The sequence below is a fragment of the Pseudomonas sp. ASL9 genome, assembly GCF_056680335.1.
Genome location: NZ_CM155277.1, coordinates 555655 through 578332, shown reverse-complemented (window position 1 = coordinate 578332; position 22678 = coordinate 555655). Strand labels below are relative to the sequence as shown.

17 protein-coding genes and 1 pseudogene are annotated in these 22678 nt (G+C 56.0%); 13 read left to right on the top strand and 5 right to left on the bottom strand.

The features are described from left to right. The first annotated feature begins 55 nt into the window (after positions 1-55). The 9 genes from sdhC to sucD all read left to right on the top strand — a co-directional run bounded on the left by sdhC (position 56) and on the right by sucD (position 11486). A complete protein-coding gene (sdhC, locus tag AC1ME2_RS02630) occupies positions 56-430 on the top strand; it encodes a succinate dehydrogenase, cytochrome b556 subunit (RefSeq protein ID WP_480439141.1) in 375 nt (124 codons plus the stop codon). Further along, the gene (gene sdhD / locus AC1ME2_RS02625) at positions 424-792 is read left to right on the top strand and encodes a succinate dehydrogenase, hydrophobic membrane anchor protein (protein WP_480439140.1); all 369 of its coding nucleotides are present in this window, start codon (positions 424-426) and stop codon (positions 790-792) included. The genes sdhC and sdhD overlap by 7 nt, the downstream gene beginning before the upstream one ends. Positions 793-795: 3 nt before the next feature. Then, positions 796-2568, top strand: coding sequence for a succinate dehydrogenase flavoprotein subunit (sdhA, locus tag AC1ME2_RS02620; RefSeq protein ID WP_480439139.1), 1773 nt, complete (start codon positions 796-798; stop codon positions 2566-2568). An 11-nt stretch (positions 2569-2579) separates the two neighbouring features. Beyond that, on the top strand, positions 2580-3284 hold the full coding sequence (locus tag AC1ME2_RS02615; RefSeq protein ID WP_480439138.1) for a succinate dehydrogenase iron-sulfur subunit: 705 nt from the start codon (positions 2580-2582) through the stop codon (positions 3282-3284). Between the two features lie 277 nt (positions 3285-3561). Next, complete coding sequence (locus tag AC1ME2_RS02610; RefSeq protein WP_480439137.1) at positions 3562-6393, top strand: 2-oxoglutarate dehydrogenase E1 component; 2832 nt, start codon at positions 3562-3564, stop codon at positions 6391-6393. A 42-nt stretch (positions 6394-6435) separates the two neighbouring features. Continuing rightward, the gene (gene odhB, locus AC1ME2_RS02605) at positions 6436-7659 is read left to right on the top strand and encodes a 2-oxoglutarate dehydrogenase complex dihydrolipoyllysine-residue succinyltransferase (protein ID WP_480439135.1); all 1224 of its coding nucleotides are present in this window, start codon (positions 6436-6438) and stop codon (positions 7657-7659) included. Between the two features lie 125 nt (positions 7660-7784). Further along, the gene (gene lpdA / locus AC1ME2_RS02600) at positions 7785-9221 is read left to right on the top strand and encodes a dihydrolipoyl dehydrogenase (protein WP_480439134.1); all 1437 of its coding nucleotides are present in this window, start codon (positions 7785-7787) and stop codon (positions 9219-9221) included. Positions 9222-9438: 217 nt separating this feature from the next. Further along, positions 9439-10605, top strand: coding sequence for an ADP-forming succinate--CoA ligase subunit beta (gene sucC, locus AC1ME2_RS02595; protein ID WP_480439133.1), 1167 nt, complete (start codon positions 9439-9441; stop codon positions 10603-10605). Then, a complete protein-coding gene (sucD, locus tag AC1ME2_RS02590) occupies positions 10605-11486 on the top strand; it encodes a succinate--CoA ligase subunit alpha (protein ID WP_480417551.1) in 882 nt (293 codons plus the stop codon). Before sucC ends, sucD begins: the two co-directional genes overlap by 1 nt. Before the next feature lie 713 nt (positions 11487-12199). On the opposite strand, the gene AC1ME2_RS02585 is transcribed toward sucD, so the two are convergent. Beyond that, on the bottom strand, positions 12200-13639 hold the full coding sequence (locus tag AC1ME2_RS02585; RefSeq protein ID WP_480439132.1) for an MFS transporter: 1440 nt from the start codon (positions 13637-13639) through the stop codon (positions 12200-12202). A 112-nt stretch (positions 13640-13751) separates the two neighbouring features. On the opposite strand from AC1ME2_RS02585, the gene AC1ME2_RS02580 reads away from it, so the two are divergent. Together AC1ME2_RS02580 and AC1ME2_RS02575 are read left to right on the top strand one after the other, a co-directional pair. Continuing rightward, entirely contained in the window at positions 13752-14603 is an 852-nt protein-coding gene (locus AC1ME2_RS02580; RefSeq protein ID WP_480439131.1) for an urea carboxylase-associated family protein, read from the top strand. A 101-nt stretch (positions 14604-14704) separates the two neighbouring features. Continuing rightward, positions 14705-15895, top strand: a complete 1191-nt coding sequence (locus AC1ME2_RS02575) for a DUF2252 family protein (protein WP_480439130.1) — start codon at positions 14705-14707, stop codon at positions 15893-15895. Between the two features lie 58 nt (positions 15896-15953). On the opposite strand, the gene AC1ME2_RS02570 is transcribed toward AC1ME2_RS02575, so the two are convergent. From AC1ME2_RS02570 to AC1ME2_RS02555, 4 genes and pseudogenes are all read right to left on the bottom strand, one after another. Continuing rightward, a complete protein-coding gene (locus AC1ME2_RS02570; protein ID WP_480439129.1) occupies positions 15954-16487 on the bottom strand; it encodes an N-acetyltransferase family protein in 534 nt (177 codons plus the stop codon). 128 nt (positions 16488-16615) lie between these two features. Further along, a pseudogene (locus AC1ME2_RS02565) lies at positions 16616-17005 on the bottom strand (Sir2 family NAD-dependent protein deacetylase); the annotation flags it as partial. 163 nt (positions 17006-17168) lie between these two features. Beyond that, the gene (locus AC1ME2_RS02560) at positions 17169-18548 is read right to left on the bottom strand and encodes an OprD family outer membrane porin (protein WP_480439128.1); all 1380 of its coding nucleotides are present in this window, start codon (positions 18546-18548) and stop codon (positions 17169-17171) included. Between the two features lie 493 nt (positions 18549-19041). Next, positions 19042-20355 carry an MFS transporter gene (locus tag AC1ME2_RS02555; protein ID WP_480439126.1) on the bottom strand — a complete coding sequence of 438 codons (1314 nt, stop codon included), beginning with the start codon at positions 20353-20355 and terminating at the stop codon, positions 19042-19044. Positions 20356-20845: 490 nt separating this feature from the next. Between AC1ME2_RS02555 and AC1ME2_RS02550 the strand changes: the two genes are divergently transcribed. After that, positions 20846-21676, top strand: a complete 831-nt coding sequence (locus AC1ME2_RS02550) for an NAD-dependent epimerase/dehydratase family protein (protein WP_480439125.1) — start codon at positions 20846-20848, stop codon at positions 21674-21676. 44 nt (positions 21677-21720) lie between these two features. Then, on the top strand, positions 21721-22608 hold the full coding sequence (locus AC1ME2_RS02545; RefSeq protein WP_480439123.1) for an SMP-30/gluconolactonase/LRE family protein: 888 nt from the start codon (positions 21721-21723) through the stop codon (positions 22606-22608). Positions 22609-22678 lie beyond the last annotated feature (70 nt).

The window sequence follows — 22678 nt, the reverse complement described above, 5'->3', positions numbered from 1 at the left end:
CTTCCCAACAACTTTGCCCTGATTGTTAGGGGCTCTTCAAGTGTGAAAAAAAGCCGTGAATAGCCAACGACCTGTAAACCTCGACCTAAGGACCATCAAACTCCCAGTCACTGCTTACACGTCCATTCTTCACCGTATTTCCGGTGTCATCCTCTTTGTCGGCCTTGCCATCATGCTTTATGCATTGGGCAAATCGCTGGGTTCTGAGGAAGGTTTCGGAGAAGTGAAAGCGTGTTTGACCAGTGTGCTAGCGAAGCTAGTGATTTGGGGTCTGCTGTCCGCCTTGCTGTATCACTTGGTGGCAGGTATTCGCCACTTGATTATGGACATGGGCATCGGTGAATCGCTGGAAGGCGGCAAACTGGGCTCTAAAATCGTTCTCGCCGTCTCCGCGGTGCTGATCGTTCTGGCGGGAGTATGGATATGGTAACCAACGTCACTAACCTGTCGCGTTCGGGCCTCTATGATTGGATGGCTCAGCGCGTATCTGCGGTCGTGCTCGCGGCTTATTTCATATTCCTGATCGGGTACATCATTGCGAACCCTGGCATGGGGTACGCCCAATGGCATGCGCTGTTCGCGAACAGCGGGATGCGTATCTTCAGCCTGCTGGCCTTTGTTGCTCTGGGTGCTCACGCCTGGGTCGGCATGTGGACCATCGCGACCGATTACCTGACGCCAATGGCGCTGGGCAAGTCCGCGACTGCAGTACGTTTCCTCTTCCAGGCTGTCTGCGGCATCGCGATGTTCGCTTACTTCGTCTGGGGTGTGCAGATTCTTTGGGGTATCTGATTCATGGCTAACATTAATACGCTTTCTTTCGACGCTATCATCATTGGTGGTGGCGGTGCTGGCATGCGCGCAGCATTGCAGCTGGCTCAGGGTGGTCACAAGACCGCTGTAGTCACAAAGGTATTCCCGACTCGTTCCCATACCGTTTCCGCTCAAGGTGGCATTACCTGCGCCATCGCCTCCGCGGATCCAAATGATGACTGGCGCTGGCACATGTACGATACCGTCAAGGGCTCCGATTACATCGGTGACCAGGACGCTATCGAATACATGTGTTCCGTAGGCCCAGAAGCGGTCTTCGAACTTGAGCACATGGGTCTGCCGTTCTCCCGTACCGAACAAGGCCGCATTTATCAGCGTCCATTCGGCGGTCAGTCGAAAGACTTTGGCAAGGGTGGCCAGGCTGCACGTACGTGCGCCGCTGCCGACCGTACCGGTCACGCACTGCTGCACACCCTTTACCAGGCTAACCTGAAAGCCGGCACTGTGTTCCTGAACGAATACTATGCGGTGGATCTGGTGAAGAACCAGGACGGCGTATTCGTCGGCATTATTGCGATCTGCATCGAAACCGGTGAAACCTCGTACATCCGTGCAAACGCGACCGTACTGGCCACTGGCGGCGCGGGCCGTATCTACTCGTCGACTACCAATGCCCTGATCAATACCGGCGACGGTATCGGCATGGCGCTGCGTGCAGGCGTGCCGGTCCAGGACATCGAGATGTGGCAGTTCCACCCAACCGGCATCGCCGGCGCAGGTGTACTGGTTACTGAAGGCTGTCGTGGTGAAGGTGGATACCTGATCAACAAGCACGGCGAGCGTTTCATGGAGCGTTACGCTCCGAACGCGAAAGACCTTGCCGGTCGTGACGTGGTAGCTCGCTCCATGGTCAAAGAGATCATCGCCGGTAACGGCTGTGGTCCGGATGGCGATCACGTAATGCTCAAGCTCGATCACCTGGGCGAAGAAGTGTTGCACAGCCGTCTGCCTGGGATCATGGAACTGTCCAAGACCTTCGCGCACGTCGATCCAGCCGTTGCTCCGATTCCTGTCGTTCCTACCTGCCACTACATGATGGGTGGCGTTGCCACTAACATTCATGGTCAGGCGATCACCCAGACCGCCGAAGGCGTGGACACCATCATTCCAGGCTTGTTCGCTGTTGGCGAAGTGGCTTGCGTATCGGTGCACGGTGCCAACCGTCTTGGTGGCAACTCGTTGCTCGACCTGGTGGTCTTCGGTCGTGCTGCCGGTATCCATCTGGAACAAAGCCTGCGTGAAGGTGTTGAATACCGTCGCGCTACTGAAAGCGATGTTGATTTCGCCCTTGAGCGCCTTGCTGGCTTGAACGCGCGGACCACCGGTGAAGACGTCGCTTCTCTGCGTAAAGAACTGCAAAGCTGCATGCAGAACTACTTCGGTGTATTCCGTACTGGCGAATACATGCTGAAAGGTATCGCTCAGCTGGCAGATCTTCGTGGCCGGATCGCCAACGTCAAGATTAACGATAAGAGCCAGGCTTTCAACACGGCTCGCATCGAAGCGCTGGAACTGCAAAACCTGCTGGAAGTTGCTGAAGCTACGGCAATTGCTGCAGAAAATCGTAAAGAGTCCCGCGGTGCTCACGCCCGTGAAGACTTTGAAGACCGTGACGATGTGAACTGGCTGTGCCACACCCTGTACTTCCCGGGTGAAAAGCGCGTAACCAAGCGTGCCGTGAACTTCTCGCCGAAGACTGTTCCGACTTTCGAACCCATGATTCGTACTTACTAAGGGTGGCCGATATGTTGCAAGTCAGTGTTTATCGCTACAACCCGGATCAGGACGCCGCGCCGTTCATGCAGGAATTTCAGGTCAATACCAACGGTAAAGACTTGATGGTTCTGGACGTGCTGGCCTTGGTCAAAGAACAGGACGAAGGTTTCTCCTACCGTCGCTCTTGCCGTGAAGGCGTTTGCGGCTCCGACGGTATGAACATTAACGGCAAAAACGGCCTGGCGTGCATCACGCCGCTGTCCGCAGTGGTCAAGGGCAACAAGCTGGTGGTACGTCCACTGCCTGGTTTGCCAGTTATACGTGACCTGGTCGTCGATATGAGCATCTTCTACAAGCAGTACGAGAAGGTGAAGCCTTACCTGCTGAACGACACGCCGGCTCCGGCCATCGAGCGTCTGCAGTCACCTGAAGAACGCGAGAAGCTGGACGGTTTGTACGAGTGCATCCTGTGCGCTTGCTGCTCGACTTCCTGCCCGTCCTTCTGGTGGAACCCTGACAAGTTCCTGGGTCCAGCTGCACTGCTGCAAGCCTATCGTTTCCTGGCTGACAGCCGTGACACTCAAACCCAGGAACGTCTGGCTTCGCTGGATGACCCGTTCAGCGTATTCCGCTGCCGCGGGATCATGAACTGCGTGAACGTGTGTCCGAAGGGCCTGAACCCAACCAAGGCTATCGGTCACATTCGCAGCATGCTGCTGCAAAGCGGCGTTTGATTTGATTGTTGTACACGTAGCACCGTTGCACCCGTAACTGATGTACCTGTACTAGCTACGGCGCAGGCTTCAACCGGCGCCGTAGTTTTAACCTGAGCAGTAGCTCATAAAGCTGCGGCTCTTACTTTGAAGAAATGAGACCAGCAGGGGCATCCGGGCTGGTACCCGGACTATCTGCGTGGACCTTGGTGGCTTGTCTTAGTCGCTGCACATGGACTTTTTCAGGTTTGCTATGGTGTCTTCGCCGGTGGTGTCCCCTTACCGAGGGTGACCAAGCATGCAAGAAAGCGTGATGCAGCGCATGTGGAACAGTGCCCACCTTTCCGGTGGTAACGCTGCCTATGTGGAAGAGCTCTATGAGCTCTACCTGCACGACCCTAACGCTGTGCCAGAAGAATGGCGCACCTACTTTCAGAAGTTGCCCGCTGACGGCAACTCTGCCACCGATGTTTCGCACTCTACAATCCGCGATCATTTTGTGTTGCTGGCCAAAAACCAGCGCCGCGCCCAACCGGTTTCCGCCGGTAGCGTGAGCAGCGAACACGAGAAGAAGCAGGTTGAAGTACTGCGGCTGATCCAGGCGTATAGGATGCGGGGCCATCAGGGCGCCCAGCTCGATCCGCTGGGTTTGTGGCAACGTCCTGCCCCAGATGATTTGTCGATCAATCACTACGGTCTGACGAACGCTGATCTTGATACGACTTTCCGTGCCGGTGATATGTTCATTGGCAAAGAAGAAACGAGCCTACGCGAAATTCTCGATGCGTTGCAGCAGACATATTGCCGCACCATTGGTTCTGAATTTACCCACATTGTCGATTCCGAGCAGCGTAACTGGTTCATGCAGCGCCTCGAAAGCGTGCGCGGGCGTCCAGCGTTCTCCGCTGACATCCAAAGCCACTTGCTTGAGCGCGTGACGGCTGCCGAAGGCCTGGAAAAATACCTGGGTACCAAATACCCCGGCACCAAGCGTTTCGGTCTGGAAGGCGGCGAAAGCCTGATTCCAATGCTGGATGAGTTGATTCAGCGTTCGGGCTCTTACGGCACCAAAGAAATCGTGATTGGCATGGCCCACCGGGGACGTCTTAACGTCCTGGTCAACACCTTCGGCAAGAACCCGCGCGATCTGTTCGACGAGTTTGAAGGCAAGAAAAAGGTCGAGTTGGGTTCCGGTGACGTTAAGTATCACCAGGGTTTCTCGTCCAACGTGATGACCGCCGGTGGTGAAGTTCACTTGGCGATGGCATTCAACCCGTCTCACCTGGAGATCGTTTCTCCTGTGGTGGAAGGGTCGGTGCGTGCACGTCAGGATCGTCGTAACGATCCGACCGGTGACAAGGTTCTGCCAATTTCCATCCACGGTGACGCTGCATTTGCAGGTCAAGGCGTGGTCCTGGAAACCTTCCAGATGTCGCAGACTCGCGGCTTCAAGACGGGCGGCACGGTCCATATCGTCATCAACAACCAGGTTGGTTTCACCATCAGCAACCCGGAAGACGCGCGCTCCACCGAGTACGCAACTGACGTTGCCAAGATGATTCAGGCACCCATTCTCCATGTGAATGGTGATGACCCTGAAGCCGTCGTGTTCGTGACCCAACTGGCCATCGATTACCGCATGCAGTTCAAGCGTGACGTGGTGATCGACCTGGTCTGCTACCGTCGTCGCGGCCACAACGAAGCTGATGAACCAAGCGGTACTCAGCCGTTGATGTATCAGCAGATTGCCAAACAGCGCACGACTCGCGAGCTGTATGCCGAGCGTCTGACGCTGGCTGGCATTCTCGACGATGCGCGCGTTCAGGCAAAAATCGATGACTATCGCAATGCGCTGGACAACGGTCTGCACGTAGTAAAAAGCCTGGTCAAAGAGCCGAACAAAGAACTGTTCGTCGATTGGCGTCCGTATCTAGGCCATGCCTGGACCGCTCGTCACGACACCCGTTTCGACTTGAAGACCTTGCAGGAACTGTCCGCCAAAATGATGGAGCTGCCAGAAGGCTTCGTGGTTCAGCGTCAGGTTTCGAAGATCTACGAAGACCGTCAGAAAATGCAAGTTGGCGGCCTGCCGATCAACTGGGGTTATGCCGAAGTCATGGCGTACGCGACCCTGGCGTTCGAAGGTCATCCGATTCGCATGACCGGTCAGGACATCGGCCGCGGTACGTTCTCGCACCGCCATGCGACGCTGCATAACCAGAAAGATGGTGCTACCTACATTCCTCTGCAGAATCTGTACAAAGGTCAGCCGCGTTTCGACCTGTACGACTCCCTGCTGTCGGAAGAAGCGGTATTGGCGTTCGAGTACGGTTATTCGACCACCGAGCCTAATGCGCTGGTTATCTGGGAAGCTCAGTTCGGCGACTTCGCCAACGGTGCCCAAGTGGTTATTGACCAGTTCATCACCAGTGGCGAGCACAAGTGGGGCCGTCTGTGCGGTCTGACCATGTTGCTGCCGCACGGTTATGAAGGTCAGGGACCAGAGCACTCGTCTGCGCGCCTGGAGCGTTACCTGCAATTGTGCGCCGAGCACAATATTCAGGTTTGCGTACCGACGACCCCGGCTCAGATCTACCACTTGTTGCGTCGTCAGGTCATTCGTCCGCTGCGTAAACCGCTGATTGTGCTGACGCCGAAGTCCCTGCTGCGCCACAAACTGGCGATTTCGACCCTGGAAGATCTGGCTGAAGGTTCATTCCAGACTGTTATTCCAGAAGTCGACGCGCAGGATCCGGCAAAAGTGGGTCGCCTCGTGCTGTGTAGCGGCAAGGTCTACTACGACCTCCTGGAAAAACGCCGTGCCGAAGGTCGTGATGACATCGCCATCGTGCGTCTTGAGCAGCTGTACCCGTTCCCGGAAGACGACTTGATCGAAGTCCTGGGCCCGTACAAAAACCTCAAGCACATCGTTTGGTGTCAGGAAGAGCCGATGAACCAGGGCGCCTGGTACTGCAGCCAGCATCACATGCGTCGCATTATCAGTGGTCACGACAAGGCATTGGTCCTTGAGTACGCTGGTCGTGACGCCTCTGCAGCGCCGGCGTGTGGCTATGCATCGATGCACGCTGAGCAGCAAGCAAAACTGCTGCAAGATGCCTTCACTGTTTAACGCCTTCGCGCATTAGAAACCGAATTTAAGGAATTACAGATAATGGCTATCGAGATCAAAGCCCCCTCTTTCCCGGAATCAGTTGCCGATGGCACCATTTCCAAATGGCATAAACAGCCAGGTGAGGCGGTAAAACGTGACGAGCTGCTGGTCGACATCGAGACTGACAAAGTTGTTCTCGAAGTGTTGGCTGAAGCTGACGGCGTGTTGGCATCGATCGTGAAAGGCGAGGGCGAGACTGTCCTGTCCAATGAACTGATCGCAATCCTCGATGCAGGTGCTACCGCCTCTGCTGCCCCAGTCGCTGCTGCTGCACCTGCCCAGGCGGCCGCTGCTCCAGCCGCTGCTGGCGACGAAGATGCAATCGGTGCTCCAGCTGCGCGCAAGCTGGCTGAAGAAAACGGCATCAGCCTCAACAGCGTCAAAGGCACCGGTAAAGACGGTCGTGTGACCAAGGAAGACGTGGTTGCTGCGATTGAAGCGAAGAAATCCGCTCCAGCCGCTGCGCCAGCACCTGCCAAAGCCGCCACTGCGCCTGCCGCCCCAGTGTTCTCTGCTGGTGATCGCGTAGAAAAACGCGTTCCGATGACCCGTCTGCGTGCCAAGGTTGCCGAGCGTCTGGTTGACGCTCAGTCGAACATGGCGATGCTGACCACGTTCAACGAAGTCAACATGAAGCCGGTCATGGACCTGCGTTCGAAGTACAAGGACCTGTTCGAGAAGTCCCACAACGGCGTACGTCTGGGCTTCATGTCGTTCTTCGTGAAAGCGGCCACTGAAGCGCTGAAGCGCTACCCTGCGGTCAATGCTTCCATCGACGGCGCGGACATCGTTTACCACGGCTACTCCGACGTTGGTGTTGCGGTGTCCAGCGACCGTGGTCTGGTAGTGCCGGTTCTGCGTAACGCCGAACTGATGAGCCTGGCTGAAATCGAAGGCGGTATTGCCAACTTCGGCAAAAAAGCCAAAGACGGCAAGCTGACCATGGACGACATGACTGGCGGTACCTTCACCATCTCCAACGGTGGTACCTTCGGTTCGCTGTTGTCGACCCCGATCGTCAACCCGCCACAAGCAGCTATTCTGGGTATGCACAAAATCCAGGAGCGTCCAATGGCGGTCAAGGGCGAGGTCGTGATCCTGCCGATGATGTACCTGGCACTGTCGTATGACCACCGTTTGATCGACGGCAAAGAAGCAGTGACCTTCCTGGTTACCATCAAGGACTTGCTGGAAGATCCAGCCCGTCTGCTGCTGGATATCTGATTTCGCCCCTCGGGCAGGCTCGCGGTTGATCGCGATGTCCTGCCTGATTGTTGAATGAACCAGCTTCGTCCCACGACGGTCCTCATAAGGGGCCGTCCGGTTTGATTTGAAAAAAGGAATGACTCATGACCCAGAAATTCGATTTGGTAGTGATTGGTGCGGGCCCTGGCGGCTATGTTGCCGCTATCAAGGCAGCGCAACTTGGCCTCAAGACTGCCTGCATCGAGAAATACCAGGACAAGGAGGGCAAACTGGCCCTTGGCGGTACTTGCCTGAACGTCGGTTGCATTCCATCCAAGGCGCTGCTGGACAGCTCCTGGAAGTTTTATGAAGCCAAAAATGGCTTCAAAGTCCACGGTATTTCGACTTCCGACGTGACCATGGACGTGCCGGCGATGGTTGCCCGCAAATCCACCATCGTCAAAGGCCTTACCGGCGGTGTAGCCAGCCTGTTCAAAGCCAACGGTGTGATCTCCCTGCAAGGTCACGGCAAGTTGCTGGCCGGCAAGAAAGTCGAACTGACCCACCCGGATGGCACGGTTGAAGTGATCGAAGCCGACAACGTGATCCTTGCTTCTGGCTCGCGTCCGATCGACATTCCTCCTGCTCCGGTCGATAACAACGTTATCGTCGATTCCACTGGCGCCCTTGAGTTCCAGCAAGTTCCGAAACGCCTGGGCGTGATCGGCGCGGGTGTCATCGGTCTGGAATTGGGTTCGGTATGGGCACGTCTGGGCGCTCAGGTCACTGTTCTCGAAGCACTGGAAAAATTCATTCCAGCGGCGGATGAGCAGGTTTCCAAAGAAGCCCTGAAGACCTTCACCAAGCAAGGTCTGGACATCAAGCTTGGCGCACGCGTGACCGGCTCCAAGGTCAACGGCGAAGAAGTCGTGGTGACCTACACCGACTCGACTGGCGAGCAGAACATCACGTTCGATCGCTTGATCGTTTCCGTGGGCCGCCGTCCGGTGACCACCGAACTGTTGGCCTCCGACAGCGGCGTGAACCTGGACGAACGTGGTTTCATTTTCGTCAATGATCAGTGCGAAACCAGCGTTCCGGGCGTTTATGCTATCGGTGACGTGGTTCGTGGTCTGATGCTGGCGCACAAAGCCTCGGAAGAGGGCATCATGGTCGTCGAACGCATCAAGGGCCACAAAGCCCAGATCAACTACGACCTGATTCCTTCGGTTATCTACACTCACCCGGAAATCGCATGGGTCGGTAAAACCGAGCAAACCTTGAAGGCTGAAGGCGTTGAGGTTAATGTCGGCACCTTCCCGTTCGCTGCAAGTGGTCGTGCCATGGCTGCCAACGATACCGGCGGGTTCGTCAAAGTCATCGCAGATGCCAAGACTGACCGCGTATTGGGCGTCCACGTCATTGGTCCCGGCGCTGCCGAATTGGTACAGCAGGGCGCTATTGCTATGGAATTCGGCAGCAGTGCCGAAGATATCGGGATGATGGTTTTCTCTCACCCGACGTTGTCCGAAGCATTGCACGAAGCGGCACTGGCAGTGAATGGCGGCGCCATTCACATCCAGAACAAAAAGAAACGCTAAGACAACAAGAAACCACGACGGGCTGCCCGTCGTGAGCCTTGCAAGCAAGACTCACCGCGGAACGTCCGCCGGACTCGACCTCATGGGCGCTTTCAGGAACGTACAGAGCATTGGTTCGGCACATTCCTGAGGTCATCCGAGAGTAGCGGTCACAGGTGGTGCGGCACTAACAACGTGCAGCACCGAATGCGCAGCACTAACGAAGACGGTAATAAGCATGAATCTTCACGAATATCAGGGTAAGCAGCTCTTCGCTGAATACGGCCTGCCAGTATCCAAAGGCTACGCAGTAGATACCCCGGAAGCAGCAGCAGAAGCTTGCGATAAAATTGGCGGTACCGAATGGGTCGTCAAAGCCCAGGTTCACGCTGGTGGTCGCGGTAAAGCGGGCGGCGTCAAGCTGGTTCGTAGCAAAGAAGAAGCCAAGGCTTTCGTTCAACAGTGGTTAGGCAAGCGTCTGGTGACTTACCAGACTGATGCCAATGGTCAGCCAGTCACCAAGATCCTGGTCGAGACCTGCACTGACATCGCCAAAGAGCTGTACCTGGGCGCTGTAGTGGATCGTTCGAGCCGTCGTATCGTGTTCATGGCTTCCACCGAAGGTGGCGTGGACATCGAGAAAATCGCTCACGACACTCCTGAGAAGATTCTCAAGGCCACTATCGATCCACTGGTAGGCGCTCAGCCTTTCCAGGGTCGTGACCTGGCGTTCCAACTGGGCCTTAAGGGCGACCAGATCAAGCAGTTCACCAACATCTTCATTGGCTTGGCCAAGCTGTTCCAGGACTACGATCTGGCGCTGCTGGAAGTGAACCCGTTGGTTATCAAGGCTGACGGCAACCTGCTTTGCCTTGATGCCAAGATCAACATCGACCCTAACGCTGTTTACCGCCAGCCAAAGCTGAAAGCTTTCCACGATCCATCGCAAGATGATCCGCGCGAAGCTCACGCTGCCAAGTTCGAACTGAACTACGTGGCGCTGGAAGGTAACATCGGTTGCATGGTCAACGGTGCTGGCCTGGCCATGGGCACCATGGACATCGTCAATCTGCATGGCGGCAAACCAGCCAACTTCCTTGACGTTGGCGGCGGTGCTACCAAAGAACGCGTAACTGAAGCGTTCAAGATCATCCTGTCCGACAGCAATGTTGCCGCAGTATTGGTCAATATCTTCGGCGGCATCGTTCGTTGCGACATGATTGCCGAAGGCATCATCGGTGCAGTGAAAGAAGTTGGCGTGAAAATCCCGGTTGTTGTTCGCCTTGAAGGCAACAACGCTGAACTGGGCGCTAAAGTATTGGCAGAAAGCGGTTTGAACATCATCGCTGCTACCAGCCTGACCGACGCTGCTCAACAAGTTGTCAAAGCTGCGGAGGGCAAGTAATGAGCGTCCTGATCAATAAAGACACCAAAGTCATCTGCCAGGGTTTCACTGGCGCACAAGGTACTTTCCACTCCGAGCAAGCCATTGCCTACGGCACCAAAATGGTTGGCGGCGTGACACCGGGCAAAGGCGGCACCGTTCACCTGGACCTGCCAGTGTTCAACACTGTGCGTGAAGCCGTAGAAGCCACTGGCGCTACCGCCAGCGTGATCTACGTTCCAGCACCGTTCTGCAAGGACTCCATCCTTGAAGCAGCACTCAGCGGTATCAAGCTGATCGTCTGCATCACTGAAGGCATCCCGACCCTCGACATGCTTGATGCCAAAGTCAAGTGCGACGAACTGGGTGTGGTCCTGATCGGGCCTAACTGCCCAGGCGTGATCACCCCAGGCGAATGCAAGATCGGCATCATGCCAGGTCACATTCACTTGCCAGGTAAAGTCGGTATCGTGTCGCGTTCCGGCACCCTGACTTACGAAGCTGTGAAACAGACTACTGATGCCGGTTTCGGTCAGTCCACTTGCGTGGGCATCGGTGGTGACCCGATTCCGGGCGCAAGCTTCATCGACATCCTGAAGCTGTTCCAGGAAGACCCGAAGACTGAAGCGATCGTCATGATCGGTGAAATCGGCGGTTCGGCTGAAGAAGAAGCGGCTGCCTACATCAAGGCACACGTGACCAAGCCGGTTGTTTCCTACATCGCTGGTGTGACTGCCCCTGCAGGCAAGCGCATGGGCCATGCTGGCGCAATCATCTCTGGCGGCAAAGGCACTGCAGACGAGAAATTCGCTGCACTGCAAGACGCAGGTGTAAAAACCGTGCGTTCGCTGGCAGACATCGGCAAGGCCTTGGCCGAGCTGACGGGTTGGGCTGTCAAGTAAGCTTCTGCTGACCTGACAACGCAATCAACAAAGGCCACCTTCGGGTGGCCTTTGTGCTTTCCGGGGTTCAGTGGCCGACAGACGCTGTCGAGTAGCAAACTTGGTCCTGTAGGAGCTGCCGAAGGCTGCGATCGGCTGCGTAGCAGTCGTAAACTCTGGATTACTGAAGGTTGTCGCAGCCTTCGGCAGCTCCTATAAAACTGATTTTTAATCGTTTAAAAACAATGTGTTGGCGCTGGTCTTGATGTGTATATCCGGCATTTTGGTGTGCTGGAATTACGGTTTCGCTCTTACAGCGAGGAACCTTTTTCAAACGTCGGGACGCCGAACCGCAAAAAGGTCCCGCCAAAACGCTTTGCCCCTCCATACGGATCCTCGCCTAGGCTCGGATTTCCCTCGCTCCGGCATTGCTCCGGGGGCGCCGCAAGGGGTCATCCCTGGCCCCGTGCGGCTTACTCGGCATCCTTGCCTCGTTACCCCCTGCGCAACGCCTGAGCTCGGCCTCTTGGAAAAGGGGCCTTGCCGTAATTCGGCAGTCAATTCACTCAAAAACCAAAGGCAAATCACGATCCCGGTGGGAGTGAATTTATTCACGAAGGCGTCTTATCTGACACACCGCCGCCGATCACAGCACACAAATCGCAACCCAGTTTGCTGCGCGACAGCGCTGCGTCGAAGACGCGGCGAGGCATCCTATCAAACGATGGGGCGAATCAGCGGTGGGCAATATTTTCAAGCGCCAGGTTGCGCGTGCGCGGACCGAAGCGACCGATGGTGACCATCACGATCAACATGCTGCTGACGATGAAGGCGAGCACGCCGGGCGTACCGAAGTGGTCGAGGAAAAAGCCAATCAGCAGACTGCTGAACACGGTCGACAAACGGCTGAAGGAGTAGCAGAAACCCACGGCGCGGGCGCGGATGTTGGTCGGGAACAGTTCGCTCTGGTAAGCGTGATAGGCGAAGCTCAGCCAGGCGTTGCAGAACGTGATCATTACCCCGCAGAGGATGAGTCCAATGCCTGAGGTTTGTATCGCAAACAGCGTTCCGAAAATCATGGCGCCTAACGCAGAGCCGACAATCTGCCATTTGTTCTCGAAGCGGTTGGCAACTTTGACGAACAACAACGGCCCTAGCGGGTAGGCGAGGGTGATGATGAAGGCGTACATCAGGCTGTGGGTCACGCTCACGCCTTGGCCGGATAGCAACGCCGGTAGCCAGTTGCCGAAGCCGAAAAATCCAATGGCTTGGAACACGTGAAACACGATCAGCATCAAGGCTCGACGGCGATACGGTGGCTGCCAGATATCGGCGAAACGGCCTTTGCCTTCGACGCTGATGGCTTCCGGTTCCGGCGGGTCCAGGGTCTTGCCGTGATCATGCAGGCAACGTGCTTCGATGCCATCCATGATCTGCCCGGCCTCTTCGAAGCGGCCTTGTTGTGCCAGCCAACGCGGCGACTCAGGCAGGCGCGAGCGTAGCCACCAGATAAACAGAGCGAATACTGCACTGGCCAACACGACCCAACGCCATCCAGAAATGCCGAAAGGCGCCTGCGGCACCAGCCACCACGACATTAGTGCCACTGCCGGCACCGACAGAAATTGCACAAAAAAGGCGAAGGCAAACGCCGAACTGCGCATCCGCTTAGGGACCAGCTCCGACAGGTAAGCATCGATGGTCACCAACTCGATACCCAGCCCGATCCCCACCAGAAAACGCATGGCAATAATCCCGAGTGCAGAGCTTTGCACGCCCATCAGTACGGTCGCGACGGTGTACCAGATCAGTGCAAAGGTGAAGATAGCGCGACGACCGAAACGGTCGGCAATCGGGCTGAGCAGGCTCGCCCCCAGGAACAGTCCGAGAAAGGTTGCAGACGCAAATGCGGCTTGATCGGAGAAGCCGAACACGCCCAGATTGCCGGTGGCGAAAATGCCATCGCGGACTAGGCCGGGGCTGATGTAAGCCGTCTGGAACAGGTCATAAAGCTCAAAAAAACCGCCAAGCGACAGCAGCGCCACCAGTCGCCATAAGGTCGCCACTGCTGGTAGGCGGTCAATACGTGCGGAAATATAGGCTGCCCGAACGGGGTCGATACCCTCGGTGGCAACTGCAGCGTGCGGCGTGGTGGCGGGAGAGAGCATAGACATGCGGGCTTTCCGGATCCATGGGAGGTAAGGGGGGCGTTTTTCTCGCGATAAATTGTTACATTCAAGCGGTGGATCGTGTCAGCCCTTTTTTCCTGCAAGAGGCATTTGACCTATGTACAAAGACTACCCTGCGGCTTATCAAGTCAGTAAAGGCTCTGCGCTTAACGTGGATAAAGCATTTTATGACCGTATCCGTGAGCAGACATCCGCACGTACCCTCGTCGAACAGTTCGAAGTGCCGATTCGCACCGGTCGTGCCTGGAAAGTCCCGGCGGGGCAGGTGTTTCGCGTGACGACGCCGGTCGGCCCACAGGTGGGCGACTTCAATATATGGAGCGCCAATGACCCGCGTGAACGCATGTGGGCAGCACGAACCCGACAACTGCAAGGCGCGCACGTCAGCACCTATGATCGGCTGTGGTCGAACCTGCCTTTTCTGCGGCCGATGGTGACGATCACCGACGACAGCCTGGCGGATTACGGCATAGACGAACACGGCGGACGGCTGCACGACTTGCTCGGCACCCGCTGTGACCCGTACGTGAACAAGATGCTGACCGGCGAAGATTTCCACCACCACTGCCACTCTAACCTGACCCGTGCCGTACTGCCCCACGGTCTGACTGAGTTCGACGTGCACGATGTGCTTAATATTTTCCAATGCACGGGCCTCAATCACGACGACATGTATTTCATGAAAGCTTGTCCGGCCAAGAAGGGTGACTACCTGGAGTTTTTCGCGGAAATCGATGTGCTATGTGCGTTGTCTACGTGCCCTGGCGGAGACCTTTCGCTGGCGATGTGGGGGCCGGATGCTCAAGACCCGCTGACCGTTTGCCGTCCGCTTGGCGTGGAAATCTATCAACTCGATGAGGCCTTGCTTGAAGGCTGGAAACAGCCGGAGCGTGCCGCTTATAAAGGTCTGCATGGTCTGAGCATCGCCAAGGCAGCGTGGGAAAAATAGGGGTACTGACAGAAAAAGGGGCGGGGTGATTGATAGCAAATTGCAACCAATGCCTGAGTTCACAGGTCTACCACCACTCATCAGGTGCAGAAGTAACGTGAATGAAATTACCCCGCCCGCAAGAACGGCTTGATCTGCTGAATCACCGTCGTAACGAAAAAATGGCCCGTTCTGCCCATGCGTATGTGCGCGGCAATACCGTGCAGTTCTATGAATGGCTGCACAGCCAGCGCGGGCGGCGTTTACCACGGGGTCCCGGCGTCTGGATTTGCGGGGACTGCCATGTAGGGAATCTTGGCCCGACGGGCGATATCCATGGCCGAATCGATATCCAAATTCGTGATCTCGACCAAGCGGTCATCGGTAATCCAGTGCATGACCTCGTCCGACTGGCGTTATCGTTGGCGACCTCTGCACGAGGTTCGGATTTACCCGGCGTGACGACCGCACGCATGCTCGAAGAAATGATGAGAGGCTACGAGCAAGCCTTTCTCGATAAACCCGGCGACGCGCCTGAGCGCCCTCGTCAGGTGAAGGCCAGTATGCGTGCTGCGGTGCAACGGACCTGGAAACACCTCGCGCGTGATCGTGTGGAGGACGTGAAGCCGACCATTCCTTTGGGACGGAGCTTCTGGCCTCTTTCGCGCGATGAGAAAGCCGCTATCAAGGCGATGTGTGCCAGCCGCGATATTCAGCAACTCGTCACCTCATTAAAGGCTCGACCGGATGATGCCCGTGTCGAACTGCTCGATTCGGCGTATTGGGTCAAAGGCTGCAGTTCGCTGGGTTTGGCGCGTTATGCGGTGTTGCTGGGAGTGGGTGATCGTGAGGAGGAAGACTATTGCCTCATCGATATCAAAGAAGCCATCGGTGCTGCGGCGCCTCGTGTCGCTCGTGCTCATATGCCTCGGGACAATGCTCGCCGGGTGGTTGAAGGTGCCCGCCATCTCTCTCCAGCGTTGGGTGAACGCATGCTGGCGACGCGCTTTCTAGACCACGGTGTATTCATTCGCGAACTGCTGCCCCAAGACATGAAGCTGGAGCTGGACACCCTCAATGACCGCGATGCCATGCATACTGCGGGCTATCTTGCGAGAGTGGTGGGTGTTGCCCACGCACGGCAGATGGACGAAGCCACACGGAAAAGCTGGCTGGCGGACTTGCAGCTCAACCGCTCAAAAGCACTCGACGCGCCTTCCTGGCTATGGACCAGCGTGGTTCAACTGGTGGGGAGCCATGAACAGGGGTACCTGGAGCATTGCCGTCGGTATGCGCTGGAAACCGATAAGTGATGAAAGCGGGTACTTGAAGCTGTCGATGCTTATGCTGTGCGTGTGTAAGTCGATCGCTTTAAACCGGCGGCAAGCTGAGTGATCCATCGCCTAGCGAACGCTGCATCAGCACGGTATCGACCCAACGACCCTGCTTGAAACCGACCGACTCAAAGACGCCGACCCGATGGAAGCCGAGCCGCTCATGCAAACGAGTCGAGGCATGGTTTTCGCTATCGCCAATGATCGCGATCATCTGCCTCCAGCCGCCTCGAACACAGCGATCAATGAGTTTGCCGAGCAATGTCTGGCCAATGCCATGGCCTCCCAAACCGTCGCGGACATAGACCGAATCCTCGACTGTAAAGCGGTAGGCGGGGCGTGGTCTGTAAAGTGTTGCGTAGCCATAACCGACCACCTCTCCATCCAGTTCTGCGACCAGATAAGGCAGCCCTTTTGCTAGAACGTCAGCGCGCCGATCCATCATTTGCTCCACGCTGGGGGCTTCCAGTTCAAAGCTGGCGATACCGCCTATAACGTGCTGCGCGTAAATGCTTTGCACCGCTGGCATGTCGTCTTCGCAGGCATCACGCACGACCGGAATGTGGTTCATGTTCACTTCTCGTCTGATTCAATGACTGGCTGGATGCGCGCAATGATGCAATTCGTGGTTACCAAAATAAAGCTATGATTAGTCATCTTCAGCATAAGAAAAACGTTGAGATGACTGCCAGCGATGCATTAATCGCTCAGGCGCTCAACCAATCGGGGCAATAGCTGTTCGCAGGATGCTTCGATTTTCAGGTTCAGAAAATCGTCAGCGCGGGTCTTGCCGACGTTGATGGCGACCAGCGGCTTATGCTGGTCAGCCATCGCGCGGCACAACCGAAAGGCCGAATAGGCCATCAACGAAGAGCCTACCACCAGCAATCCTGCGGCCTGTTCCACACACCGTGCGGCCTTGGCGGTGGTGGCTTGAGCTACGTTTTCGCCAAAAAACACCACGTCGGGCTTTAACTGTTCTCCGTCGCAGGAGGGGCCGCGAGGCATCTGCAAGCGCGCTTCAAAAGGCGGGTCCAGCAACGTATCGCCGTCGGGTGCCTGGAGGGCATCGACACCCGACAAAGTTGGTAAAGCGCCTCGAAACGCTCGCTGACCTGACTATCTTCTTTACATCGTTGTCAACGCCCCCGTCTGTGTTGTCACGAATTGAGCGCTAGGCAAACGGGGGGCGTCCATGTATGTGAGAGGACGGCGGATGTAAATCCGCCTCCTACTCGATCGATCAACGCACTTACAGGAAGTTGTAGGTGTAATTGAAAATCAGACGGGTCTGGTCTTGGTTCGCGACCCCCGTGCCGCCCGAGTGGTAGCTACCAGTACGCAGAGTTGTACCGAAGCCCTTCAGGTAGCCGCTCTGAACCACATAGTCGACACCTGCGTCACGCTCCCATTCAGTGTGAGTCACACCGCGAAGTGTCTTGTCTTTAATGTCATCACCACGCAGATAGCTAACAGACGCGGTCAAGCCAGGGACGCCGAGTCGTGCGAAGTCGTACGAGTATTGACCGAACGAAGTGTCTTCACCTGCTCGAATGAAGCTGCCGATCACTGAGTTTGTGTACAAGTAGAAGGCGTTACCACCGTTGTCTTCGCTGTTGGAACCATTAGCCGCCAAAGCCTTACCATTTGTGGTGACGTTACCTTGGTTCAGCACAACGAAACCGCCGTCATCACTGACGCTCTGATAGCCAAGGAGGAACTTGCTACCGCCCAACTGGTAAGTAAACATGCTGCTCCAGGTGACGTTATCAACTTCATTAGCGTGCTTGGCATAGCCACCGTTGTTGTTGAACCCGTAACCCGCGGCGCCGCTGCTGTTTTTGCCGTCAGAGCTGCTGTTAAAGTAGCGCAGATCAGTCTTGAATGACTGGTCGTCACCCAGTGGTAGTACGTGGACCAAGCCAAGGAAGTTCTGGCTATAAAAGTTTTCCAGGTTGGCGTAGTAATACTGCACGGTCAGGTCTTTAGTGACCTTATAGTCGCCACCGGCGTAACGGAATTGGTTGCTGCCCTCGGTTGCCCCTGCAACCGACAGCGCAGTGCTGTTGGTCGATGCACGGCCAGTGGAGTGTTCCAGCTCACCAGCGTTCAGCGTCAGGTTGTCGATTTCTTTGGATGTGATCATGCCGCCGTCGAAGTTTTGCGGCATCGCGCGGCTGTCGGTCGCCATCAGGATTGGCAACTGTGGAAACAGAGCGCCACCAACGTGTAATTCAGTTTTGGATATACGGAATTTAACGTTTGCATCGCCACGGGCCACATCGTGCTCAGCCGAGTTGTCGCTGTCGCTTGGCCAGAATGAGTTGCCTGTGCCTGGGTGGTGACCTGGGCCGCCATCGAGGTGCAAGCCGTAGATCATCTGAGCATCGATACCGACCCCGATCATGCCTTGTGTAAAGCCGGATTTGTAGTCGAGTTTGAGAGTTTCAGTGGTTTCGCGCTGGTTGGTCCCTTTAGCGGAGTGATCATCGTTCTCGTAATAATAGGTACGGGAACTGAGGGCGAGCTTGCTGTCCTCCAGGAATCCTTGTGGCTTCGCAGCATCATCTGCTTGAGCGTGAAGCGACAACGCGGCCAGCGCGATAGCTGTTGCGAGATTTTGCTTTTTCAATGTAATGCTCCTTTGGATTATTTTTATAAGATTTTGCTTTCCGAATCTTTGTGCGGATCAGCGGTGCATAAGCGATTGTGATGTTTGACACTATTTGTCGGCGGCCAATTAAGTGTGTTGCTACTGACCGAGAACAGTTGAGAACGTGTTCGGAGATTCCCTGGGCGAGGTATTTGGATGAGGTGAGTCAAACGTGTCGTAAACAACTATTCATACGACGGAGCGATAAGAGGCCTCGCCGCGTCTTCGACGCTGCGCTGTCGCGCAGCAAACAAGGGTCCTGTAGGAGCTGCCGAAGGCTGCGATAAGTTCGGAACGACCTTCAGCGGTTTCAAGAAAGCGACCGGTACCCGGTCGATCGCAGCCTTCGGCAGCTCCTACGAATTTGCGTTTGGCTGAAAATATAATGAAATTTATGCGTTATTTTTCAATTAGTTACAGGTTGTTTGATGGGAGAGAGGCTCGAGCCAACACGCTGGCTCGAGCAAATAACTCAAACTGAAGATAAAGCTGAGCCTTGATTGGAGCCCGCCACGTTGAGGGTCTGCGGCCCAGTTCCAGAGGTGACTTCTCGGGCAACTGCCCAAACGATAATGGCAGCGACGATGTCAAAAATCGCCAACACCACGAACAGCGGGCTGTAGCCAATCTGTGTCACCAGAACGCCGAACACCGCCGTGAATGCTGCAGCCCCCAAGTAGCCAAACATGCCGCCCATACCGGTAGCAGTCGCCACTTCGTTTTTCCCGAACGAGTCCGAAGTAATTGAGTACAGCGCGCCCGAAAGTGTCTGATGGGCAAAACCGCCTACACACAGTAGAGCGATCGCGGTGTAGGGACTGTCCACCAAACCGATACAGGCCGGTCCGATCATGCAAGAGCAGCCGAACAGCAAAACCATCTTCCGTGACGTAAACAGCGATACCTTGCAGTAACGATGAAACAGCGGGCTCAGGTAACCACCCAGTACGCAGCCAATGTCCGCCGCCAGAAAGGGTAGCCAGGCAAACATGGCAACTTCCTTGATATTCATGTGCCGTTCGGTCATCAGGTACAGGGGAATCCAGGCATTGAACGTCTGCCAGGCCGGCTCCGATAGAATCCGTGCCGCGGCAATCGCAAAAAAGTTACGGCTGCCAATAATCTTCTTCCAGCTACCTTTTTTCGACGTGGCATCCTTAAAGTGGGACTCCTGCCCGGACAGGATGTAATCACGCTCGGTATCGCTCAGGCGTTGTTGATCACGCGGATGCTTGTACAACACGAGCCAGAGGACACTCCAGACCAGCCCCAGCCCCCCAACCATCAGAAACGCCAGTTGCCAGCCGCTTTGCAGAATGGCCCAGACGACCAGTGGCGGCGCGAGAAGAGCACCAATCGATGATCCAATGTTGAACCAACCGATGGCGACTGAACGCTCCTTGGCCGGAAACCATTCGGTGGTGGCCTTGACCCCGGCCGGTAAGCCCGCGGCCTCGGTGAGCCCAAGCAAGGCGCGAACGAATGCCAGGCTTTGCCAGCCCGTAGCCAATGCGGCCGCTGCACAGGCCGCCGACCATGCCAAGGCAAACACTGCGAAACCCATCTTGGTACCGATGGCATCAATGACGTAGCCAGCCACTGGCTGCATAAATGCGTAGGCCAGTTGCCAGGCGACAACGATGTGAGAGTACTGCTCGGTCGAGATGCTTAGTTCGCTCATCAGCGTTGGAGCCGCGACCGACAGGGTGTTCCGGGCCAGATAATTGACAATCAAACCAGCCGTCACCAGGCCGACCATCCACCAGCGGATGCCTTTGATTTTCATCCCTTCACCTTAATTATTATTGGATTGGAAGCGTGCGACATCCCTCTGCGCATCCAGGATATCGAGTGTGTGACGAGCACGATCAGGTCCCTGCGCGAGCCTGCCTCAAGCAGCAGGCGAGAGTGTGCGGGTGTGCAAACTGACCAGATCGAAAATTGGAAGAGCGATTAGAAAAATAGCCGCGCGGGATACATCCATAATGGGGCAACACTCATTGTCTTATTTTTATAATGGCGAACCTACAGGTTGTAGGTCGTCGTACATCTACATAAAATATAGCCAATCTCGCGTTTACGTGTCAACCGACTTCTCGCGCGGCTACAGCACATAAACAGGTATTCACGGCATAAATTATGCCGAATTTGAAGGCGGGTTTAAGGATTTTCGCGCCAACGACTCGCGGCGCGTTGACAACCATAAGAGAGCATGTCGATAATTAATCAGTTGTACGACAACCTATATCAATAAAAATAACCCGAGCCGACCTGCCATGACGACTTCAACGACCAGCGCGCGAACACCTTTCAATCGTCTGCTGCTAACAGGTGCCGCCGGTGAGCTCGGCAAAGTACTTCGCAAACGTCTGAAACCCTTGACCAGCGTTTTGCGTCTCTCCGATATTGCCGACATTGCGCCTGCTCTGGATGAGAGCGAGGAAATCCACTACTGCGATCTCGCTGACAAAAAAGCCGTTGACGAACTGGTTCAGGGGGTCGATGCGATTCTGCATTTTGGCGGCGTCTCGACCGAGCGGTCTTTCGAGGACATCCTGGGTGCCAATATTTGTGGGGTCTTCCACATCTACGAAGCGGCCCGCCGGCATGGGGTGAAACGAGTCATTTTTGCCAGTTCCAATCACGTAATCGGCTTCTACCCGCAGGGGCAGCGCCTGGACGCCCATTCCTTGCGCCGTCCGGATAGCTATTACGGTTTGTCCAAGTCCTATGGCGAGGACATGGCCAGCTTTTACTTCGATCGCTACGGTATAGAGACCGTGAGCATCCGCATCGGGTCTTCGTTCGCAGAAGCGCAGAACCGCAGGATGCTGAGCACGTGGTTGAGCTACAACGATCTGACTCAATTGCTGGAGCGTGCGTTGTACACACCGGATGTTGGCCACACGGTGGTCTACGGTGTCTCCAATAATCAAAACACGTGGTGGGATAACCGTTACGCCGCGCACCTTGATTTTAACGCTCAAGACAATTCCGAGGCTTTCCGTAGCCAGGTCGAAGCGCAACCCTTACCGGCTGCAAACGACCCCATAATGCTCTACCAGGGCGGCGCCTTCGTAGCAGCCGGCCCCTTTGGCGACGATTAAGATCCCCCGCGGGATAGCCCTTCTAACACGCCAATGGAACCGCCATGGACGCTGAGCTGATTCTCGACGCACGTAATGCCACTGGCGAAAGCCCTGTGTGGAACTCTCGGGAACAGGCGCTGTACTGGGTCGATATTCCTGCCCGGCGGCTACATCGCTGGGACCCGGAAAACGGTCAGGCGCACAACTGGGAAACTGCCGAGATGCTCGCGTGCATCGCCGCCACTCCCACCGGCAACTGGATCGCGGGGATGGAGAGCGGCGTGTTCCTGCTTGCCGCCAGCCTTGATGAAAAACTGCACAGTACCCGACTGACGGGCGTGAGCCACGCGCACCCGGGCATGCGCTTCAACGACGGTCGTTGTGACCGCCAGGGGCGCTTCTGGGCAGGCACCATGTCGCTCGATATGGCGACGGGTTCGACGGCGGGTGCGTTGTATTGCTATGTGGCCGGGCAACGTGCGGCACTCGCCCCACAACTTACAGGCTTTATGGTCCCGAACGGCCTGGCATTCAGTCCCGACGGCAAGACGATGTACCTATCTGACTCTCATCCGTCAGTGCAACTGATTTGGGCCTTCGATTACGACACTGAAAGCGGCACCCCACATAACCGCCGCGTGTTCGTCGATATGAAGCAACATCCTGGCCGACCTGACGGAGCCGCTGTCGACGCCGAGGGTTGCTATTGGATCTGCGCAAACGATGCAGGTCTGATTCACCGCTTTACACCCGATGGCAGTCTGGATCGCTCCATCCGCGTACCGGTGAAAAAGCCGACTATGTGTGCGTTCGGTGGGCGCAATCTGGATACCCTGTTTGTCACCTCAATCCGACCAGCCGGGGACCTGAGCGACCAACCTCTGGCAGGCGGTGTTTTCGCCGTTCAAGCCGGAGTCAAAGGCATGCCGGAGCCTGTCTTCGAAGGATAGCCCCACACTTGAGGGCTGGTAATGGAGTTGGGCAGCATCGAGGTGATCAAGGAAATGGTTGGCGTAATGG

Excerpts from the sequence above, each read along its gene's own strand:
- sdhD (WP_480439140.1), top strand. The coding sequence starts at position 424 with ATGGTAACCAACGTCACTAACCTGTCGCGTTCGGGCCTCTATGATTGG.
- odhB (WP_480439135.1), top strand. The coding sequence starts at position 6,436 with ATGGCTATCGAGATCAAAGCCCCCTCTTTCCCGGAATCAGTTGCCGAT.
- AC1ME2_RS02570 (WP_480439129.1), bottom strand. The coding sequence starts at position 16,487 with ATGAACCACATTCCGGTCGTGCGTGATGCCTGCGAAGACGACATGCCA.
- AC1ME2_RS02555 (WP_480439126.1), bottom strand. The coding sequence starts at position 20,355 with ATGAAAATCAAAGGCATCCGCTGGTGGATGGTCGGCCTGGTGACGGCT.
- AC1ME2_RS02585 (WP_480439132.1), bottom strand. The coding sequence starts at position 13,639 with ATGTCTATGCTCTCTCCCGCCACCACGCCGCACGCTGCAGTTGCCACC.
- AC1ME2_RS02545 (WP_480439123.1), top strand. The coding sequence starts at position 21,721 with ATGGACGCTGAGCTGATTCTCGACGCACGTAATGCCACTGGCGAAAGC.
- AC1ME2_RS02550 (WP_480439125.1), top strand. The coding sequence starts at position 20,846 with ATGACGACTTCAACGACCAGCGCGCGAACACCTTTCAATCGTCTGCTG.
- AC1ME2_RS02575 (WP_480439130.1), top strand. The coding sequence starts at position 14,705 with ATGAAATTACCCCGCCCGCAAGAACGGCTTGATCTGCTGAATCACCGT.
- lpdA (WP_480439134.1), top strand. The coding sequence starts at position 7,785 with ATGACCCAGAAATTCGATTTGGTAGTGATTGGTGCGGGCCCTGGCGGC.
- sdhA (WP_480439139.1), top strand. The coding sequence starts at position 796 with ATGGCTAACATTAATACGCTTTCTTTCGACGCTATCATCATTGGTGGT.
- AC1ME2_RS02615 (WP_480439138.1), top strand. The coding sequence starts at position 2,580 with ATGTTGCAAGTCAGTGTTTATCGCTACAACCCGGATCAGGACGCCGCG.
- sucD (WP_480417551.1), top strand. The coding sequence starts at position 10,605 with ATGAGCGTCCTGATCAATAAAGACACCAAAGTCATCTGCCAGGGTTTC.
- sucC (WP_480439133.1), top strand. The coding sequence starts at position 9,439 with ATGAATCTTCACGAATATCAGGGTAAGCAGCTCTTCGCTGAATACGGC.
- AC1ME2_RS02580 (WP_480439131.1), top strand. The coding sequence starts at position 13,752 with ATGTACAAAGACTACCCTGCGGCTTATCAAGTCAGTAAAGGCTCTGCG.
- AC1ME2_RS02610 (WP_480439137.1), top strand. The coding sequence starts at position 3,562 with ATGCAAGAAAGCGTGATGCAGCGCATGTGGAACAGTGCCCACCTTTCC.